The 15,360-nt window shown below is 64.3% G+C and carries 15 protein-coding genes; 1 reads left to right on the top strand and 14 read right to left on the bottom strand.

Features of this window, described 5'->3' with window-relative positions:
- Positions 1–22: 22 nt before the first annotated feature.
- The 7 genes from nadD to ACDC66_RS02310 form a co-directional block, all read right to left on the bottom strand.
- Complete coding sequence (nadD, locus tag ACDC66_RS02340; protein WP_376695062.1) at positions 23–661, bottom strand: nicotinate-nucleotide adenylyltransferase; 639 nt, start codon at positions 659–661, stop codon at positions 23–25.
- Positions 658–1,677: a DNA polymerase III subunit delta gene (holA, locus tag ACDC66_RS02335; RefSeq protein ID WP_376695061.1), complete on the bottom strand. Its 1,020-nt coding sequence runs from the start codon at positions 1,675–1,677 to the stop codon at positions 658–660. The genes nadD and holA overlap by 4 nt, the downstream gene beginning before the upstream one ends.
- Entirely contained in the window at positions 1,674–2,171 is a 498-nt protein-coding gene (locus tag ACDC66_RS02330) for an LPS-assembly lipoprotein LptE (protein ID WP_376695060.1), read from the bottom strand. Before ACDC66_RS02330 ends, holA begins: the two co-directional genes overlap by 4 nt.
- Positions 2,171–4,759, bottom strand: coding sequence for a leucine--tRNA ligase (leuS, locus tag ACDC66_RS02325; RefSeq protein WP_376695059.1), 2,589 nt, complete (start codon positions 4,757–4,759; stop codon positions 2,171–2,173). Before leuS ends, ACDC66_RS02330 begins: the two co-directional genes overlap by 1 nt.
- Before the next feature lie 85 nt (positions 4,760–4,844).
- The gene (locus ACDC66_RS02320) at positions 4,845–5,384 is read right to left on the bottom strand and encodes a hypothetical protein (protein ID WP_376695058.1); all 540 of its coding nucleotides are present in this window, start codon (positions 5,382–5,384) and stop codon (positions 4,845–4,847) included.
- Between the two features lie 155 nt (positions 5,385–5,539).
- Positions 5,540–6,898 carry a leucyl aminopeptidase family protein gene (locus ACDC66_RS02315; protein ID WP_376695057.1) on the bottom strand — a complete coding sequence of 453 codons (1,359 nt, stop codon included), beginning with the start codon at positions 6,896–6,898 and terminating at the stop codon, positions 5,540–5,542.
- Positions 6,899–6,971: 73 nt separating this feature from the next.
- Entirely contained in the window at positions 6,972–7,451 is a 480-nt protein-coding gene (locus ACDC66_RS02310) for a DUF2937 family protein (protein WP_376695056.1), read from the bottom strand.
- Between the two features lie 207 nt (positions 7,452–7,658).
- Here ACDC66_RS02310 and ACDC66_RS02305 point away from each other — a divergent pair, with 207 nt between their 5' ends.
- Entirely contained in the window at positions 7,659–8,765 is a 1,107-nt protein-coding gene (locus ACDC66_RS02305) for a GGDEF domain-containing response regulator (protein WP_376695055.1), read from the top strand.
- Here the strand turns inward: ACDC66_RS02305 and ACDC66_RS02300 are convergent.
- The 7 genes from ACDC66_RS02300 to ACDC66_RS02270 all read right to left on the bottom strand — a co-directional run bounded on the left by ACDC66_RS02300 (position 8,759) and on the right by ACDC66_RS02270 (position 15,291).
- Positions 8,759–9,388, bottom strand: coding sequence for an ABC-type transport auxiliary lipoprotein family protein (locus ACDC66_RS02300; RefSeq protein ID WP_376695054.1), 630 nt, complete (start codon positions 9,386–9,388; stop codon positions 8,759–8,761). The genes ACDC66_RS02305 and ACDC66_RS02300 overlap by 7 nt on opposite strands.
- Positions 9,385–10,353, bottom strand: a complete 969-nt coding sequence (locus tag ACDC66_RS02295) for an MlaD family protein (RefSeq protein ID WP_376695053.1) — start codon at positions 10,351–10,353, stop codon at positions 9,385–9,387. Before ACDC66_RS02295 ends, ACDC66_RS02300 begins: the two co-directional genes overlap by 4 nt.
- A gap of 4 nt (positions 10,354–10,357) precedes the next feature.
- A complete protein-coding gene (locus tag ACDC66_RS02290; RefSeq protein WP_376695052.1) occupies positions 10,358–11,155 on the bottom strand; it encodes an ABC transporter ATP-binding protein in 798 nt (265 codons plus the stop codon).
- Positions 11,149–12,252 carry an MlaE family ABC transporter permease gene (locus ACDC66_RS02285; protein WP_376695051.1) on the bottom strand — a complete coding sequence of 368 codons (1,104 nt, stop codon included), beginning with the start codon at positions 12,250–12,252 and terminating at the stop codon, positions 11,149–11,151. Before ACDC66_RS02285 ends, ACDC66_RS02290 begins: the two co-directional genes overlap by 7 nt.
- 102 nt (positions 12,253–12,354) lie before the next feature.
- Complete coding sequence (locus tag ACDC66_RS02280) at positions 12,355–13,353, bottom strand: hypothetical protein (RefSeq protein WP_376695050.1); 999 nt, start codon at positions 13,351–13,353, stop codon at positions 12,355–12,357.
- Entirely contained in the window at positions 13,350–13,652 is a 303-nt protein-coding gene (locus ACDC66_RS02275; RefSeq protein ID WP_376695049.1) for a post-PEP-CTERM-1 domain-containing protein, read from the bottom strand. Before ACDC66_RS02275 ends, ACDC66_RS02280 begins: the two co-directional genes overlap by 4 nt.
- A 289-nt stretch (positions 13,653–13,941) precedes the next feature.
- Entirely contained in the window at positions 13,942–15,291 is a 1,350-nt protein-coding gene (locus tag ACDC66_RS02270) for a Do family serine endopeptidase (RefSeq protein WP_376695146.1), read from the bottom strand.
- Between the last annotated feature and the right edge of the window lie 69 nt (positions 15,292–15,360).

Here is a 15,360-nt window from a genome sequence, read left to right as displayed (position 1 = left end):
GTATTGCCTCATTCAGCTTGAATCAGTATCCGTACAGGCCGTGTTTGCGGATGTAGGCCAGCACGGTCGACGGCAACAGAAAGCGCGGGTCCCGCCCATCGGCCACTTGCCGGCGAATATCGGTCGAGGAGATGGCCAACTGGGTCACCCCCAGATAGCAAACCCGGCCGGACTCGGTTTCCATCAACTGGTTGGCTCGGCGCACGCGGCGTTCGCGCAGTACCTCGGCCACTTCGCCCGAGTACTTGGGTCGGCTGCGGGGACGCTTCATGACCAGCAAATGGGCCAGTTCGAGGAGCTCGCGCCAGCGATGCCAGCCGTTGAGCTTATTGGCGGCATCCTGCCCAAGGCAGAGAATGATCGGCCGCGGCCCGGCCTCGTCGCGGATGGAAGCCAGGGTCTCGACCATGTAGGAAGGGCCGTCGCGGCGCACCTCGCGCTCGTCGACAGTGAGGTCGGGATACGGCGCCAGTGCCAGCTCGAGCATGGCCAGGCGATGATAGGCCTCCGCCCCGGTATAGTCGCGATGCGGCGGTATGCCTGCCGGTAACAGACGGAAATCGTCGACGGCCAGCTTCTCACACACCTCGGCGGCCGCGCGCAGATGGCCATAGTGCACCGGGTCGAAGGTGCCGCCGAAGATGACCGTGGCGTGATTCATGCCGCGCTGTACTCCGGGCGATTGGTGGCCAGCGCCACGCACAACCGTTCGAGCCTGAGCCAGAACATTTCGCGCCCGGTCGACTTGGACAGCTGGTCGAGCTCCGAAAGGCGCGCCAGGGTCTGGCGCACCACTTCGGGCGACAGGCGATGGGCGGCTTCCGCCACCGGCTGCTGGCGACTCTTCCAGATACCCAGGGTCTTGAAGGCCTGTCCCGCCGACTGCGAACGCGTGAGCAGCTGGAAATTACCGATCGTCTGCAACTCGCGCGCCAGCGCCCCGACGATCATCGGCATGGGCGTGTCGGCCTCCTTGAGCCCGCGGATACAGCGCACGGCCGGGCCGGCCTGGCCGGCGAACACCAGCTCCATCAGGCGAAAACTGTCGAAGCGCGCACTGTCGGTAACTGCCGCGCGCACGGCTTCGAGGCCGACCTGTCCGGCCGGATAAAGCAGGGCCAGGCGCTCGATCTCCTGTGCGGCGGCCAGCAGGTTGCCCTCCAGCCGCTCGGCCAGGAACCTGCAGGCGGACTGGTCGGCCCGTATACCCCGGCTGGACAAACGCTGAGCAACCCACTGCGGCAGTCGCTGTGGTTTGACCTTCCAGCAGGGTACGTACACACCGGTCGCGTCCAGGGCCTTGGCCCAGGCAGTCTTCTCGCTGCCCATGTCCCAGGCATCGCACTTGACCAGCAGGATGTCGTCGCCGCCCTTGTCAGCAAATTCGCGCAACGCCGCGCCGCCTTCTCGCCCGGGCTTTCCCGTCGGCAGGCGCACTTCCACAAGGCGCTGGGTGGCGAACAGCGAACTGGTTTCAGTAGCGCCGCCGAGCTGGCTCCAGTCGAAGCGCGCATCGGCCTCGAGCACCAGGCGTTCGCCCACGCCATTCTCGCGCGCGGCGGCCCGCACGGCATCACAGGCCTCCTCGATCAGCAAGGGCTCCTGGCCGGCGATCAAGTAGACCGGATCCAGGCCCTGCCTGAGGCGTTGCGGCAGCTTTTCGGGAAACAGCTTCATCCGCTGGTCCCGGCGAGCGCCTCCAGGCGCCGGACCAACTGAGTCGCCATCGCCCGGCCGAGATCGTCGCGCAGGAACTCTTCCTCGCGCTGGGCGGCCAGGATCTCGCCCTCGTCGAAGCTGTAATCGCGCGTTAGCCGGATCGTGGAGCGCTCCAGCACCTGCTCGCCTTCGACGTTCTCGAGCAACCAGCTGACTTCGAACACGATCAGGAATTCGCGCACCCGCGCCTGGCCGCTCACCGACAGTGGCTGGCGCCAGATGTTCTGCGAATCGATGCGAAGCGTGGCGGCCTCCGGTCCCGGCTCGCCGGCAAGCTCCACGCCGTTGGCTTCCAGCAGCAGCCCGAGCTCCCGCATGAACACGGTGCTGTCATCGGCAACGGCAACAAAGGTCCGGTCCATGAAGCCAGGCAGCCGGGCATCGCCCCGCAGCTGGAAGCCACAGGCTGCCAGCAGCGCCACGGACAGGATGACGAGAACGGGAATGCGCATCAACCGACCACGATATTGAGGAGCTTGTCGGGCACCAGGATGACTTTCCGGACGGTCTTGTCCTGCAGGTGACGGGCCACGTTGTCGTCGGCCATGGCCGCGGCCTGCACGGTCTCCTGGTCCGAGCCCGGTGTGACATCAACGCGCCCGCGCACCTTGCCGTTGACCTGCACCACCACGGTCACGGCCGCACGCTCCAGGGCCGATTCGTCGACCGTCGGCCAGCCCGCTGCGAAAACCGGGCCTTCGCGACCCAGGTCACGCCACAGCGATTCGGCGATATGCGGCGTCACCGGCGCAATCAGTCGGACCACCGACTCCCAGGCCTCCTGGACCAGTTCCCTTCCGGGCGCACCCTCGGGTTCGAATCGCTGCAGTTCGTTGCAGAACTCCATGATCGCGGCAATCGCCGTGTTGAAGGTCTGGCGCCGGCCCATGTCGTCGCCCACCTTGGCAATCGTCTCGTGCAGCCGGGTGCGCAACTCGCGTGCCTCGCCCTCGAGCTGTTCGGGCTTGCGGCCGGGAAGCGCGCCCTCGGCAACATGAGCCTGAACGCCCGCGTAAAGCCGCTTGAGAAAACGCCAGGCGCCTTCCACCCCGGCTTCCGACCATTCCAGCGACTGCTCGGGCGGGGCCGCGAACATGGAAAAAAGGCGAACTGTATCCGCACCGTAGGTATCGACCAGCTCCTGCGGGTCGACGCCGTTGTTCTTGGACTTGGCCATCTTTTCGATGCCGCCGGGCGTGACCGGCTGGTCGTCATCCTTGAGCACCGCGCGCACGACCTGCCCCTTGCCGTCGCGCTGGACTTCGACGTCGGCCGGATTGAACCAGGTCTTGCGACCCGTGTCGTCCTCGCGATAGTAAGTCTCGGCCAGCACCATGCCTTGGGTGAGCAGGCGTTTGAATGGCTCTGCGACCTTGACCAGGCCCTCATCGCGCATCAGCTTGGTCCAGAAGCGCGCGTAGAGCAGGTGCAGGATGGCGTGCTCGATACCGCCGATGTACTGGTCGACCGGCATCCACTGGTCGGCGCGCTCGTCGACCATGGCCTCGTCGTTGTCCGGGCCGGTGTAGCGCAGGAAATACCAGGACGAGTCGACGAAGGTGTCCATGGTGTCGGTCTCGCGCTTCGCCGCCTTCCCGCACTCGGGGCAGCTGGTATCGATGAATTCGCTATGACGGTTGAGCGGGTTGCCGGAGCCGTCGGGCACGAGCTCCTCGGGCAGTACGACCGGCAGGTCTTCGTCGGGCACCGGCACGTCGCCGCAGTCCGGGCAGTGAATGATCGGAATCGGGCAACCCCAGTAGCGCTGGCGGGAAATGCCCCAGTCGCGCAGGCGGAACTGCGTGCGCGCGCGGCCGACGCCATGCTTTTCAAGGTCGGCGACGATGGCCTCGAAGGCCTTCGACCACTCGAGACCGTCGTATGCCCCCGAATTGACCAGGCGGCCCTGCTTGGCGGCATAGTCGTCGTGCCAGTTACGGTCGTCGTAATCGCGCCCGTCGGGCAGGCTGATCACTTGCCGGATGGACAGCTCGTACTTGAGCGCGAATTCGAAATCGCGCTCGTCGTGACCGGGCACGGCCATGATGGCGCCCTCGCCGTAGGTCATCAGCACATAATTGGCCACCCATACCGGCAACTCGTCTCCGGTGAGCGGGTGTACGGCTTTCAGACCGGTGTCCATGCCCCTCTTTTCCTGAGTGGCGATATCGGCTTCCGACACACCGCCCTTCTCGCATTCGGCGATGAAGCCGGCCAGCTCGGGATTGCTCTCGGCGGCCTGCCGGGCCAGCGGGTGCTCGGCGGCAACGGCCATGAAAGTGGCGCCCATCAGCGTGTCGGGGCGGGTGGTGAATACCTTGATCGTCTCGTCGCCGCAGGTGAACTCGATCTCGGCGCCCTCGCTCTTGCCGATCCAGTTGGCCTGCATCGTGCGCACCCGCTCCGGCCAGCCGTCGAGCGTGTCCAGGCTCTCGAGCAGCTCGTCGGCATAGTCAGTGATGCGCAGGTAGTACATCGGGATCTCGCGCTTTTCCACCGGCGCGCCGGTGCGCCAGCCGCGCCCGTCGATGACCTGTTCGTTGGCCAGCACGGTCTGGTCGACCGGGTCCCAGTTAACGGTACCGGTCTTCTTGTAGGCGACGCCGCGCTCGAGCAGCCTGAGGAAAAACCACTGGTTCCAACGGTAGTACTCGGGATCACAGGTCGCCAGTTCGCGTTCCCAGTCGATAGCGAAGCCGAGCTGCCAGAGCTGGCCGCGCATGTGCTCGATGTTGTCGCGGGTCCATTTCGCCGGCGGCACGCCGTTGGCCATGGCGGCATTTTCAGCCGGCAGGCCGAACGCGTCCCAGCCCATGGGCTGGAGCACGCGATGGCCCTGCATTCGGTGATAGCGCGAGATGACGTCGCTGATGGTGTAGTTGCGCATGTGGCCCATGTGCAACTTGCCCGAGGGATAAGGGAACATGCTCAGGCAGTAGAAACGCTCACCATCGCCGGATTCGGCCCGGTGGGCGTCATGCTCTTCCCATTGGCGGCGAATGGCGGGCTCCAGTTCGCCCGGATGGTAGCTGTCAGACACCGTTGAAATGGTTCCTGCTGGTTGTCGCTTCAAAAACGCGCGCCGCCCCGGTGCGGGGCGGCGCGCTCGGGGGCGTCACCGAGGCTTACTGCTCGTCGCCTTCGTCGCCTTCTTCGCCGTCGTCGGATTTCTCTTCCATCCGCTCGGCCAGGCGATCCCAGGCCGACTGGGCTTCCTGCCAGGCGTCACGCGCCTCGGCGCTGGTGCCTTCCCAGGTATCGTCAGCGAACTGGCTGGCTTCTTCCCAGGCATTCTCGGCTTGCTCGCGGGCCCGTTCAGCGGCCTGACGCGTCTCTTCCCAGGCGTCACCGCTTTCTTCCTCGGCGGCAGCCAGGGCCTCTTCAGTCTTTGTGCGGGCCTCTTCGGCCAGTTCACGAGCGCGCTCCCAGAGCTGCTCATGCAAGGCTTCTTCGTCTGTCGTTGGACCTTCTTCGACGAACTCCTCGATCTCCTCGCGAGCCTGTTCGCCTTCTTCCTGAAACTCTTCGTAGGCTTCAGCTGCTTCCTCGCCGGCCTCTTCGACTTGTTCAGCCGCCTCGTCGCCGGTCTCTTCGATCTCGCTGGACTCCTCGGACTGGCAGGCTGCCAGCGCCAAAACGGCAACGAAAATCAGGAAATAACGCATCACATCATCCTCCAATAGCACCCTAGGGCTTCAAATGTATCGCTTGGCAATATCGTAACGCCAAATGCCGCGCTCGACACGGCTGCTGTGGCCGCAAGCCTCCGGCGTGCAATCTGCCCGGGAAGCCCTTCCGACCTGTCTCACGGCCGGATGAATCATCCGTACTGCGTCTGCAACCAGCGCCACATGCTGCGCAGACCCTGCGCCTCGCCGCCGGCCGGGCGCCCGGGGCGGTCGGACAGGTTCCAGGCATAGATATCAAGGTGGTACCAGTCGATCCCCGCCTCGACGAAGTGGTCGAGGAACAGAGCTGCGGTCAGGCTGCCGCCGAAGTTGGACGTTCCGGTGTTCGAAATGTCGGCAATTGCCGGCTCGATCTGCCGGCGATAGGGTTCGAACAGGGGCATGTGCCAGAGTGGATCCTCTAGCTCGAAACTCAGGTCCTGGATGGCCCGCGCGCTGCCGGTGTCGCGCCCGTAAACCGGCGGCAAATCCTCACCCAGCGCGATACGGGCCGCCCCGGTGAGCGTGGCGAAATCGATGATGCGCTCGGCGCCCTCCTCCGAGGCCAGGGTCAGGGCATCCGACAGCACCACCCGTCCCTCGGCATCGGTATTGCCGATTGCCACGCTCGTTCCCTTGCGCGTATTGATGATGTCCGACGGCCGGTAGGCGCTGCCGGATATGGCGTTTTCCACGGCCGGGATGTAGACGCGCAGGTTCACGTCCAGCCCGAGGGTCATGACGATCCTTGCCAGGCCCAGGGCATGGGCGGCCCCGCCCATGTCTTTTTTCATCAGCACCATGCCCGAGCCGGGCTTGATGTTGAGTCCGCCGGAATCGAAGATCACGCCCTTGCCCACCAAGGCCAGGGGCGGCGCATCTTCCCGCCCCCACTGCATGCGGATCAGCCTGGGTGCGCGGCTGGCGGCCTGCCCGACCACGTGGATGGCGGGGAACTCCTTTTCCAGTCGCTCGCCTTCGATGACTTCGAAATCAGCATCGTGTTCCGACGCAAGATTTTGCGCGGTATCAGCCAGTTCGGCCGGACCGAGATCGATGGCCGGCGTATTGACCAGGTCGCGAACGAAAGCCGATGTCTCGACCAGGACACGAAGGCGCTGTTCGCTCTCCGGCTCCAGGGCCAGCCGGGCGCCGGGCCTGTCCATCTCCTTGTATCGATCGAAACGATAGCAACCCAGGCCCCAGCCGATGGCGGCGCGTTCCCTTTCTTCGACCGACCAGTCCGACTCGAGACGGTAGTCTCCCTCCGGCAGGGCCGACGGCAAGTTTGCGAGGGCCCAGAGCCGATCATCCGGTTCCCTCCCGGCGAGCACCTGGCCGATGCCGCTTTGCTCGTCGGGCACGAGCAGGACTTCACCGGGCTTCGCCCGGAATCCGCTGGCTACAACCCAGCGGCGGGTCCTTTCATCGGCGGAATTCTTCCAGGCTTCCAGGCCTTCGGGATCCAGGGAATGAACGGGAACGGACCGATCGGGAGAAACGCTGAACATGATGACTCCGGGTGCTTGCTTCGAAGCTGACTAGGATAGCGCAGCGCCGGCAACGTCCGGCGCCGACTCCAAATCAACCGGTGCGCATCCGGCGCCGACGCCGAACCACTGCGGCCGGCGACTTGAACAGCTCGTAGATTACAAGCGCGGCCACCACACCGAGGCCGGTCCAGATCAGGGAGGGCGCGTCGACCGGCACCGCCGGCGTGAATACCTCCCAGGCCCGACCGGCGATCTCGGAATCGCCATGACGCATCATCAGAATGGGCTGCATCAGGGGCGTGGCCTCGGCGATGGAAGCGTAGGTTGCCTCGAGTTCGGCCACGCGCTCGGCGAAGCCCGCCGCAGCCTGACTCCGCTCGCTTGCCGTGAGATCGGGTACCAGCACGCCGCGCTCGACCAGGTCGAGTGTCCGCCGCGCCTCGTCGAGATGGCCGCCCAGGCGCTGCAGGTACGCCTGTGTGAAGGCGGGAGCCTGGGAAAGCCCCATGCCGCCACCGGCACCGGCCACGGCACTGCCCAGGTTATCGACTTTTCGGCCCATCCAGCTCATACCAGTCAGTCTCCGGCGCGCCTCAAGGCAAGTCAAGCCGACACACGCCCGGCGCTGTCGGAGCGTGCCGTCAATTGACCGCTATCGTCACCCCGGGTTCGGCAAAGGCAGGGCTGGACGACCATGAAAAAGCCCTCCTGGCAGCTCTTTTGATGATCTGCAGCAAGTTAATCAAATATATGGCACACCAATTGCATGATGACTGGCATGAACGCCGTCACGCATACCAATCCGTCCCGACCGCGCATCCTGTTCGTGGATGACAGCCGACTGATGCGCGCCTGTGCCACCCGCATCCTGGGCCAGCAGTTCGACCTTGTGCTGGCCGAATCGGCAGAACAGGCGTGGGAGCTGCTTCAGGCCGACTCACGCATCGAGGCGCTTTTCAGCGACCTGCACATGGGTGGCAAGAGTGGCCTCGATCTGCTGCAGGAGATTCGAGAGGCCGACAAGCCCCACCTGATCGATCTGCCGGTGGTGCTGATCACGGGCGAGGAAGACGGCGAAACCAAGCGCAAGCATGCCCTGTTGCTGGGCGCCACCGACTTCATTTCCAAGCCGTTCCAGGCCAGTGAACTGACCGCGCGCGCCTCGGCCTATGCGCAAAGCGGCCAGTCCGCCCGGCGCCTGCGGCTGCTCGAGCAGGACCACCATATCGATTCCCAGACCGGGCTCGGAAACCGTCGCTATTGCGAGGAGCGGCTGATGCAGGCGATGAGCTTCGCCCATCGTCACAAGCAGCCGTTGACGCTGATGCACCTGCGCCTCGACGGTCTCACGGCACTCCTCGGGGAACTGGGCGAACCGCACGCATCGCGGGCGCTCAAGCGCATCGGCGACACGCTTGGCCGCCGGGTTCGGCGTGAAGACACGGTGTTTCGATCCGACACCGAGACCTTTTCGTTCCTGCTTCCTGCGACCGACGCCGAGGGCGCGGAAACCTTGCAGGAACGCTTCATGCCCGATCTCGACGAACTGGGGCTGCGCCCCGACGGCGAGATACTCGAAGTGGAAGCCGGCTTCATCGTCCAGACACCGCCCCCGCCGAACGGGCGCGACGGCGCACAGATTCTCGAGGAAGGCCTCGCCGGTCGTGCCAGCCCGGTAATGCCCGGGGCTGAGCCGGAAGAGGCTCCCGGCATCGAAAAGGCCCTGCGCATGATCGAGCGCGGTCAGGGCGATCGGGTCAAGCCCCACCTGGCGTCGCTACAAGAGCGGCTGCGCCCGCTCCTCGACATGCTGGACGAGGCAGGCACCGCGCCCGGCGGCCGAGAAGATTCGTCACCGCGCCAGACCTGGTGGCACTCTCACTGACCGGAATCCTTCGCAACCTTCGGCTGCAGCCAGTCGGAAAGATCGGTGAACACCTCGCCCATGGCCGCTTCCATGGCGGTCACGGAAGCATCCAGCGACTCGCCGCTTGCCGGTACCCGGCCTTCCAGCGTATTGACCGCCAGTAGCCGTCCGACCGCATCGAACAGCCGCACCACCATGACCGTTTCGGCCTCGAGCCCACCAGAGCGCTCGACCATTTCGAAACGGCGCATGACCAGTTCCAGCCGGAACTCCGCCGGCAGGCTCCCGGTTCGGCCAACCGTGGCAACACGACCGTCCAGAAATCTGACCAGAAGGCCCTGCAGCAGGTCCGGGGCTCGGTCGATCCACGCCGCGCCCTTCCAGGGCATCAAACTGCGGCCGCGCCGGACCAGGATTCGCGTCGAGTCCCGGGTTCGGTCGGCTTCGGGCCTGGAGACTGCGAGCGTCCGGTCGGCAGCAGCTGCTTGTCCCGGCTCCGGGAGATCCACCTCCGGTGCGATCAGCCGGTAAGGCGTCTGCCCGCCGCCCAGCGCGCAGGCGGAGAGGAACACCACGGGAATCATCACGACAATCGCCACGACAATCGGCACGACCGCCGGTCTGTTGAGGGGATACATCATTTCGGCTCGTACTCCTCGGGTCGTTCGTCACCAAACAGGAAACCGGCCGGACTGCGTTCGAACTGTTCGGTCAGGCTCGAAAGCTCGTCGATGAGCTGGCGAAACTCCTGAACCGCAGGCCCGAGCGGTGTGATGACCTGGTCGCCGAAACCGGCCATGGCGGCCTCGTTGCGGGCCACCATCTGATCGATTCGGCCGGCCGTGACCGACAGTTGCGTCATGGTATCGCGCAACTGGTCGGCGGCCTGGGGGAAGGTATCGACCAGCACCGGTTCGAGACGTTCCAGCGACGTCGAGATATCCGCCACGGAAGCCCGCAGTTCCTGGATGAGCGGCACCAGTTCCTCGCTGCCCCGGTGCAGGTTCTGCACGATCTCTCCGAAGCGTCCGCGTTCACCGTGCAGGGTCTCCACGAAAGCATCGATGTTGTTCAGGGTGGTATTGACGCGCTCGGCATTTTCCTCGCTGAGGAACTCCAGCAGGCGCAGCATGACCTTGCTGGCGGTACTGGCGATGTCCTCGGAGGTTTCGATCAGTCGCTGCAGGCCCGACTCCTCGGCGATGATGATCGGCCGCTCGCGACCGGCCTCCGACTCGAGAGGGGCGCTGTCCGAAGCACCACCGCGAAGCTGGATGGTGGACACCCCCGTCAGGCCCGAGACCGACAGCCTTGCCGTCGTGTCCTCACGCAAGGGCACCTGGGATTCAATACGGATGACCGCGATGACCCGGCCCGGGTCATCGGGGGACAGGCGCAAGTCGCGCACGCTGCCCATACTGATCCCGTTGTACTGCACGGTCGAACCGACGTTGAGTCCACTGACCGGCTGCAGGAAATGCACCTCCACTTCCCGCCAGGCCTCTTCGCTCGCCCACCTGGCCGACCACAGTCCGCCGAGCACGAGCAGAATGGCGCCCACCAGCGTGAACGCTCCGATAAGTACGTGATTGGCCCGCGGTTCCATACGATTAAGTTTCTCCGGCTTGCGCCTGCTTTGCCTGTCGAGCCCGCGGGCCGTGGAAGTAGTCCTGGACCCAGGGATGGTCGAACGCCTCGACCACTTCGCGGCGGCCGCTCACCAGAATGCGCCTTTCACCGATGACGGCGATGCGGTCGCAGATACCGTAAAGCGTATCAAGATCGTGCGTGATCAGGAATACGGTCAACCCCAGCGCGTCGGCCAGGGTGCTTAGCAGCTCGTCGAATGCCGCGGCACCGATTGGATCCAGGCCGGCCGTCGGCTCGTCGAGAAAAAGCAATTCGGGATCCAGCGCCAGCGCACGCGCCAGGCCGGCGCGCTTGCGCATGCCACCGGACAGTTCGGCGGGATATTTCCCGCAGGCGCTCAGCGGCAGGCCGGTGAGCCGGATCCTGAGCCGGGCCAGCTCGCAGCAGAGATCGTCGCCGATCTCCGGGTAATGCGTACGAATCGGCACTTCGACATTCTCGCGAACGGTCAGCGAAGAAAACAGGGCGCCGTCCTGGAAGAGTACGCCGGTCCGTCGTCGCAGCGCCTGCAGGGACTGGCCGCTGCCGTCTACCTGCCGGCCCAGCACCTCGATGGTGCCGCCCTGGGGCCCACGCAGACCGAGAATGGCGCGCATCAGCACCGACTTGCCGCTGCCCGAACCACCGACCACGCCCAGTATCTCGCCGCGGTAAACGTCGAGGTCCAGGCCCTGGTGAACGGTTTGTGTACCGAATCGATTGACCAGGCCGCGGACCCGGATCACGACGTCGTCGGGCGAATTCGTCCCGGTCACCATCCCATCTCCATGAAGAAAATGGCCGCCAGCGCGTCGATGATGATGACCAGCGTGATGCTCTGCACCACCGCCGATGTCGTGCGCTCACCCACCGACTGGGCCGTTCCGACCACCTTGAAACCCTCCAGGCAGCCGATCAGCGCAATCGTGGCGGCGAACAGCGGCGCCTTGGACAGGCCGACCAGGTAGTGCTGCAGGGTGACGACTTCGCGCATGCGCGTGAGAAACATGTCCGGCTCGAGGCCCAGCGCCAGAGCGGAAACCGCCAGACCACCGGCAAAGCCGGCAATCGTGGCCAGCAGCGCCAGAATCGGCAACATGATCACCAGGGCCAGCAACCGCGGTAAAACCAGCAGCACCACGGGATCGAGGCCGAGGGTGCGCATCGCGTCGATTTCCTCGCGCGACTTCATGGTACCGATCTGGGCGGCGAACGCGCTGGCAGTCCGCCCGGCCAGAAGGACGGCGGTGAGCAACACCCCGAACTCGCGCAGGAAGGCATAGGTAATCAGGTCGACGACAAACAGTTCGGCGCCGAAATCGCGCAGCACCGTCGCGCCAAGATAAGCCACCACAGCGCCCACCAGGAAAGCCAGCAGCGCGGTCAGCGGCAGGGCGTTGAGCCCGGTCTGCTGCATGTGAAAAAGGGTTGCAGTCACGCGCCATTGCGACGGCCGGAACAGGGTTGTCACCAGACGGCTTAACGCCAACCCGAGAAAGCCGACCAGCAAGCGCAGATTACCGCCCGCTCCGGCAACAACCAGCCCGATTCCCCCCAGCCACTCGCGCCACAAGGGCGGCGGCTCGGTTTCGCGTTCGCTCTCGCCTTCCAGCGCGGCGACAATTACATCGAAAAGCGGCCGGTGCTCCTCGCGCAACTCGATATCGCCGGGCTTGAGAGAAAGGCTGCGGGCGGCGCGCAGCAGCAAAAAGGCACCAGCCGCGTCAAGGCGCTCGATCCCTCGGGCATCGACGACGCGAGCTTCACCGCTTACACCGGAAATAATACGTTCCAGGTTGGAAGCATGATCGAGTCGCCAGTCGCCGGCGGCAATAAGATGCTCCGCCCGTTCAGAATCTCGGCTGATGCTTGGCATGTCGGCCATATGGGCCACAGACAATCCGGATGACAGACGCTACAAGTTAGCAGAATCTTTCCGACCCAATCACAAGATCAACTTCACTTCCACAGCGTTTTATCAATTTTCGAAGCGGTCCTCGAAGATGAGGCTCAACACTCTGACAGGCCATCCAATGTCCTCGAGCAAGGCGGGAGTGAGGTCGACTTGGTCCCAGAGACTGCCGTCAATCACTGGCTCCATTAGAAGCGCTGGATCGGCATCGGTTGTCCAATGCGATATGGACGAACCACCCTCCAACGGATCCGGAGCATGCATACGCAGTAACCCGCCATTGAATGCGGCCGACGCGGTGACGATATCGGACTGTTCATCCACGTTCGAGCCGGTCCAGACTACTTCGGGATTATTGAGGGCGGAATCCGCGCGCTCCTGATCCGTCATAGTTGGCCATTGCTTGCCCGTTTCCTGATCGCGCAGGAACTGCATGAACACATCGTCGTCACCATTGAACTTCGTGCCGTTCTCCAGATCGACGAAGGTCGTAAATCCGAGCCCGTGCCCCAACTCGTGCAGCACGACCGGAAACAGGGGAATTTCTCCGGAGGGCACATTGCCGTCCAGACCGTAATACCAGGTCGCTCCCCCGAGGCATGCCGAGTCCCCATCGTCCAGCTTTACGTTATAGGTGCTGCCAATGTGTTCCTGATCAGGACCCAGCGTATTACTGCCCCGCAACGTGTCGGCCAGCGCAATCGGGTACCAGGTATCAGCGTTCGGCGCTCCGGTGAAATCCCGATCAACAAAATCCGGCCCAGCCGAGCCCAGTATGCCACTTGTTTCACTGCAGTCCAGAACATCGAATTTGGCGCCGACGCGAATATCCACGCTCAACTCGAGGAATTCCGCCCACCGGGCAGCCGCCTCCTCCAGCACCATCATGCGCTGCTCGCCCAGCGTTGTGCCACTGTTGCCGCCTTCCGGCGAGACGGCTGTGATGTCGTTGAGCCCCTCGTTCGGATCGTCGAGATTGACGATGATGAACTCGGCCGCAAGCGCGGGCGACGCCAGGGCCGATGCGATCAGGATCACGCTAACCATATTGCCCGGACGACTCATGGCTCACCCTCCCCCTGCTTGAGCGGACTGCTGGCGGCAATGAATGCCAACAGGTGTGAATAATGATCGACGCAAATCGAATCGGGACCGTGACCCGAGCCCGTTCGCGCGGCATTGAGATGGCGGAAACGCCCCTGAAGATCGACGCGCACCGAGCCGTCGGGCAGCGTGACCGACTCCAGCCCCTCGTCTGAACGGCTCAACGCATTCCTGACGTGATCGCTAATGCGCGCATCCGTCGCCTCCGGCGCCCGGTAGCCGATCAATTCACCGGTCTCGGGATCGATGTGCGCCCGCATCCCGGAGCGGTTCTGCGTTTCCCGGTCCAAGACTTCCGCACGCTGCGTGTTTTCCGGCCCCTCGGCGCAAACCAATATCGGAGCGAGCATTGCAACTGAAGCGAACAATATATTGAAGATAAATGGCGGTTTGTTCATGACGATACCTCCCTGTGGCTCATTGGCCTGTCCAGAGTCGACGCGATCGGCAAACCGCCTCCCTCACTACTTGTCCGTTATGGTAGCGTCTGAGACCATCGACCGCCATCGTCGATTGCTGAACGGATAGGTAGGTTTACAGCGCTCCGTGCTAATCAAAGCGAACGATATAGCCCCTGCCCCGGCGGCGGATCTGTAGCGCAAAGCCGCCATCGACCGGGAATTGCTCACGCAGTTCGCTCAGGTCGGCTACTTCTCCACCACTGAAGCCGACGATCACATCGCCGGGCCGCAGTCCGGTATTCCACGCCGCGGAATTGCGTCGCACGTCTTCGATCAGGACACCCCGGGCGCGGGCGCGCTCTGGGATGCGGGCCAGTGCAGCGCCTTCCAGCCGTTCATCCAGCCGCTGGCCGGAGATTCGTTCGTCCAGGTTTTCCTCGATAACCACGCGAACCGAATCGCGATCGCCGTCGCGAAGGTATTCGACCCGCACGCGGCTGCCCACCGCCAGCAGGCCTTCGATATTGCGCAGGCCCTGGGCATTCTCGACCGGGCGACCGTCGACCGCCACGATCACATCGCCGGCTTCGAGGCCCGCGGCCCGCAGCGCCGAATCCTCCGCCAGGCTGGTGACAACCGCGCCCCGGGTCGAGTCGAGACCCAGGGCCTCGCGCAGCTCCTCGTCGAGATCCTGGATCTCGATACCGAAGGAACCACGACGCACTTCGCCGTGCTCGATCAGCTGTTCCATGACGTGCGAGGCGGTGCTGACGGGAATGGCGAAGCCGATGCCGACATTGCCGCCCGAGGGCGTGAAGATGGCGGTATTGATGCCGACCAGCTCGCCGCGCAGGTTGATCAGCGCTCCACCGGAGTTGCCGGGGTTGATCGACGCGTCGGTCTGGATGAAGTTTTGATATTCCAATCCGCGAAGCCCCTGCCGGCCCAGTGCCGAGACGATGCCCGAGGTTACGGTCTGGCCCAGGCCGAAGGGATTGCCCACGGCCACCACGAAATCGCCCACGCGCAGGCGATCGGATTCGTCCAGGGGTAGTTCGGCCAGGTTGTCGTTCTCGATCCGGATGACCGCCAGGTCGGTATCGCGGTCCGAGCCGACCAGCTCAGCGGCCAGTTCGCGCCCGTCCTCGAGCCGCACCGCGATGTCATCAGCGCCCTCGATGACGTGGTTGTTGGTCAGCACGTAGCCACCATCGGAATCGACGATCACCCCCGAACCCAGGCTCTGCTGCACCCGCTCGCGCGGCATGCTGGGAAAGTCGAAGAAACGCCGGAAGAACGGGTCGTCGAAAAACGGGCTGGTGCGCACCTGCACGCGGGTCCTGGTGTGCACGTTGACCACCGCCGGCATGACATCCTCCAGCACCGGCGCCAAGGATGGCAGCGGTTCGCCGTCGACCGAGGCCGGCAGCGCCGCCGGTACGGCGCGCAGCATGAGAAGCATGACGACGGCAAGCGAAATCCGAAATGCGTTTTTCATCATTGACCTGTAGGCTCGTAGTGGCAATTGATTGATCGAACGATGCCGCGTTTGACTGGTATGACGGGT

Origin of the sequence: Wenzhouxiangella psychrophila, assembly GCF_042310375.1 — a bacterium.
In the GTDB taxonomy this organism is placed as follows: Bacteria; Pseudomonadota; Gammaproteobacteria; order Xanthomonadales; family Wenzhouxiangellaceae; genus Wenzhouxiangella.
This window is presented reverse-complemented; position numbering and strand designations above follow the sequence as displayed.

Bases quoted from the DNA above. Each gene is read 5' to 3' on its own strand.
- ACDC66_RS02285 (WP_376695051.1), bottom strand. From the start codon at position 12,252: ATGCCAAGCATCAGCCGAGATTCTGAACGGGCGGAGCATCTTATTGCC.
- nadD (WP_376695062.1), bottom strand. From the start codon at position 661: ATGAATCACGCCACGGTCATCTTCGGCGGCACCTTCGACCCGGTGCAC.
- holA (WP_376695061.1), bottom strand. From the start codon at position 1,677: ATGAAGCTGTTTCCCGAAAAGCTGCCGCAACGCCTCAGGCAGGGCCTG.
- ACDC66_RS02320 (WP_376695058.1), bottom strand. From the start codon at position 5,384: ATGCGTTATTTCCTGATTTTCGTTGCCGTTTTGGCGCTGGCAGCCTGC.
- ACDC66_RS02270 (WP_376695146.1), bottom strand. From the start codon at position 15,291: ATGAAAAACGCATTTCGGATTTCGCTTGCCGTCGTCATGCTTCTCATG.
- ACDC66_RS02330 (WP_376695060.1), bottom strand. From the start codon at position 2,171: ATGCGCATTCCCGTTCTCGTCATCCTGTCCGTGGCGCTGCTGGCAGCC.
- ACDC66_RS02310 (WP_376695056.1), bottom strand. From the start codon at position 7,451: ATGAGCTGGATGGGCCGAAAAGTCGATAACCTGGGCAGTGCCGTGGCC.
- ACDC66_RS02280 (WP_376695050.1), bottom strand. From the start codon at position 13,353: ATGAGTCGTCCGGGCAATATGGTTAGCGTGATCCTGATCGCATCGGCC.
- ACDC66_RS02315 (WP_376695057.1), bottom strand. From the start codon at position 6,898: ATGTTCAGCGTTTCTCCCGATCGGTCCGTTCCCGTTCATTCCCTGGAT.
- ACDC66_RS02300 (WP_376695054.1), bottom strand. From the start codon at position 9,388: ATGATGTATCCCCTCAACAGACCGGCGGTCGTGCCGATTGTCGTGGCG.
- ACDC66_RS02290 (WP_376695052.1), bottom strand. From the start codon at position 11,155: ATGGTGACCGGGACGAATTCGCCCGACGACGTCGTGATCCGGGTCCGC.
- ACDC66_RS02295 (WP_376695053.1), bottom strand. From the start codon at position 10,353: ATGGAACCGCGGGCCAATCACGTACTTATCGGAGCGTTCACGCTGGTG.
- ACDC66_RS02305 (WP_376695055.1), top strand. From the start codon at position 7,659: ATGAACGCCGTCACGCATACCAATCCGTCCCGACCGCGCATCCTGTTC.
- ACDC66_RS02275 (WP_376695049.1), bottom strand. From the start codon at position 13,652: ATGCGGGCGCACATCGATCCCGAGACCGGTGAATTGATCGGCTACCGG.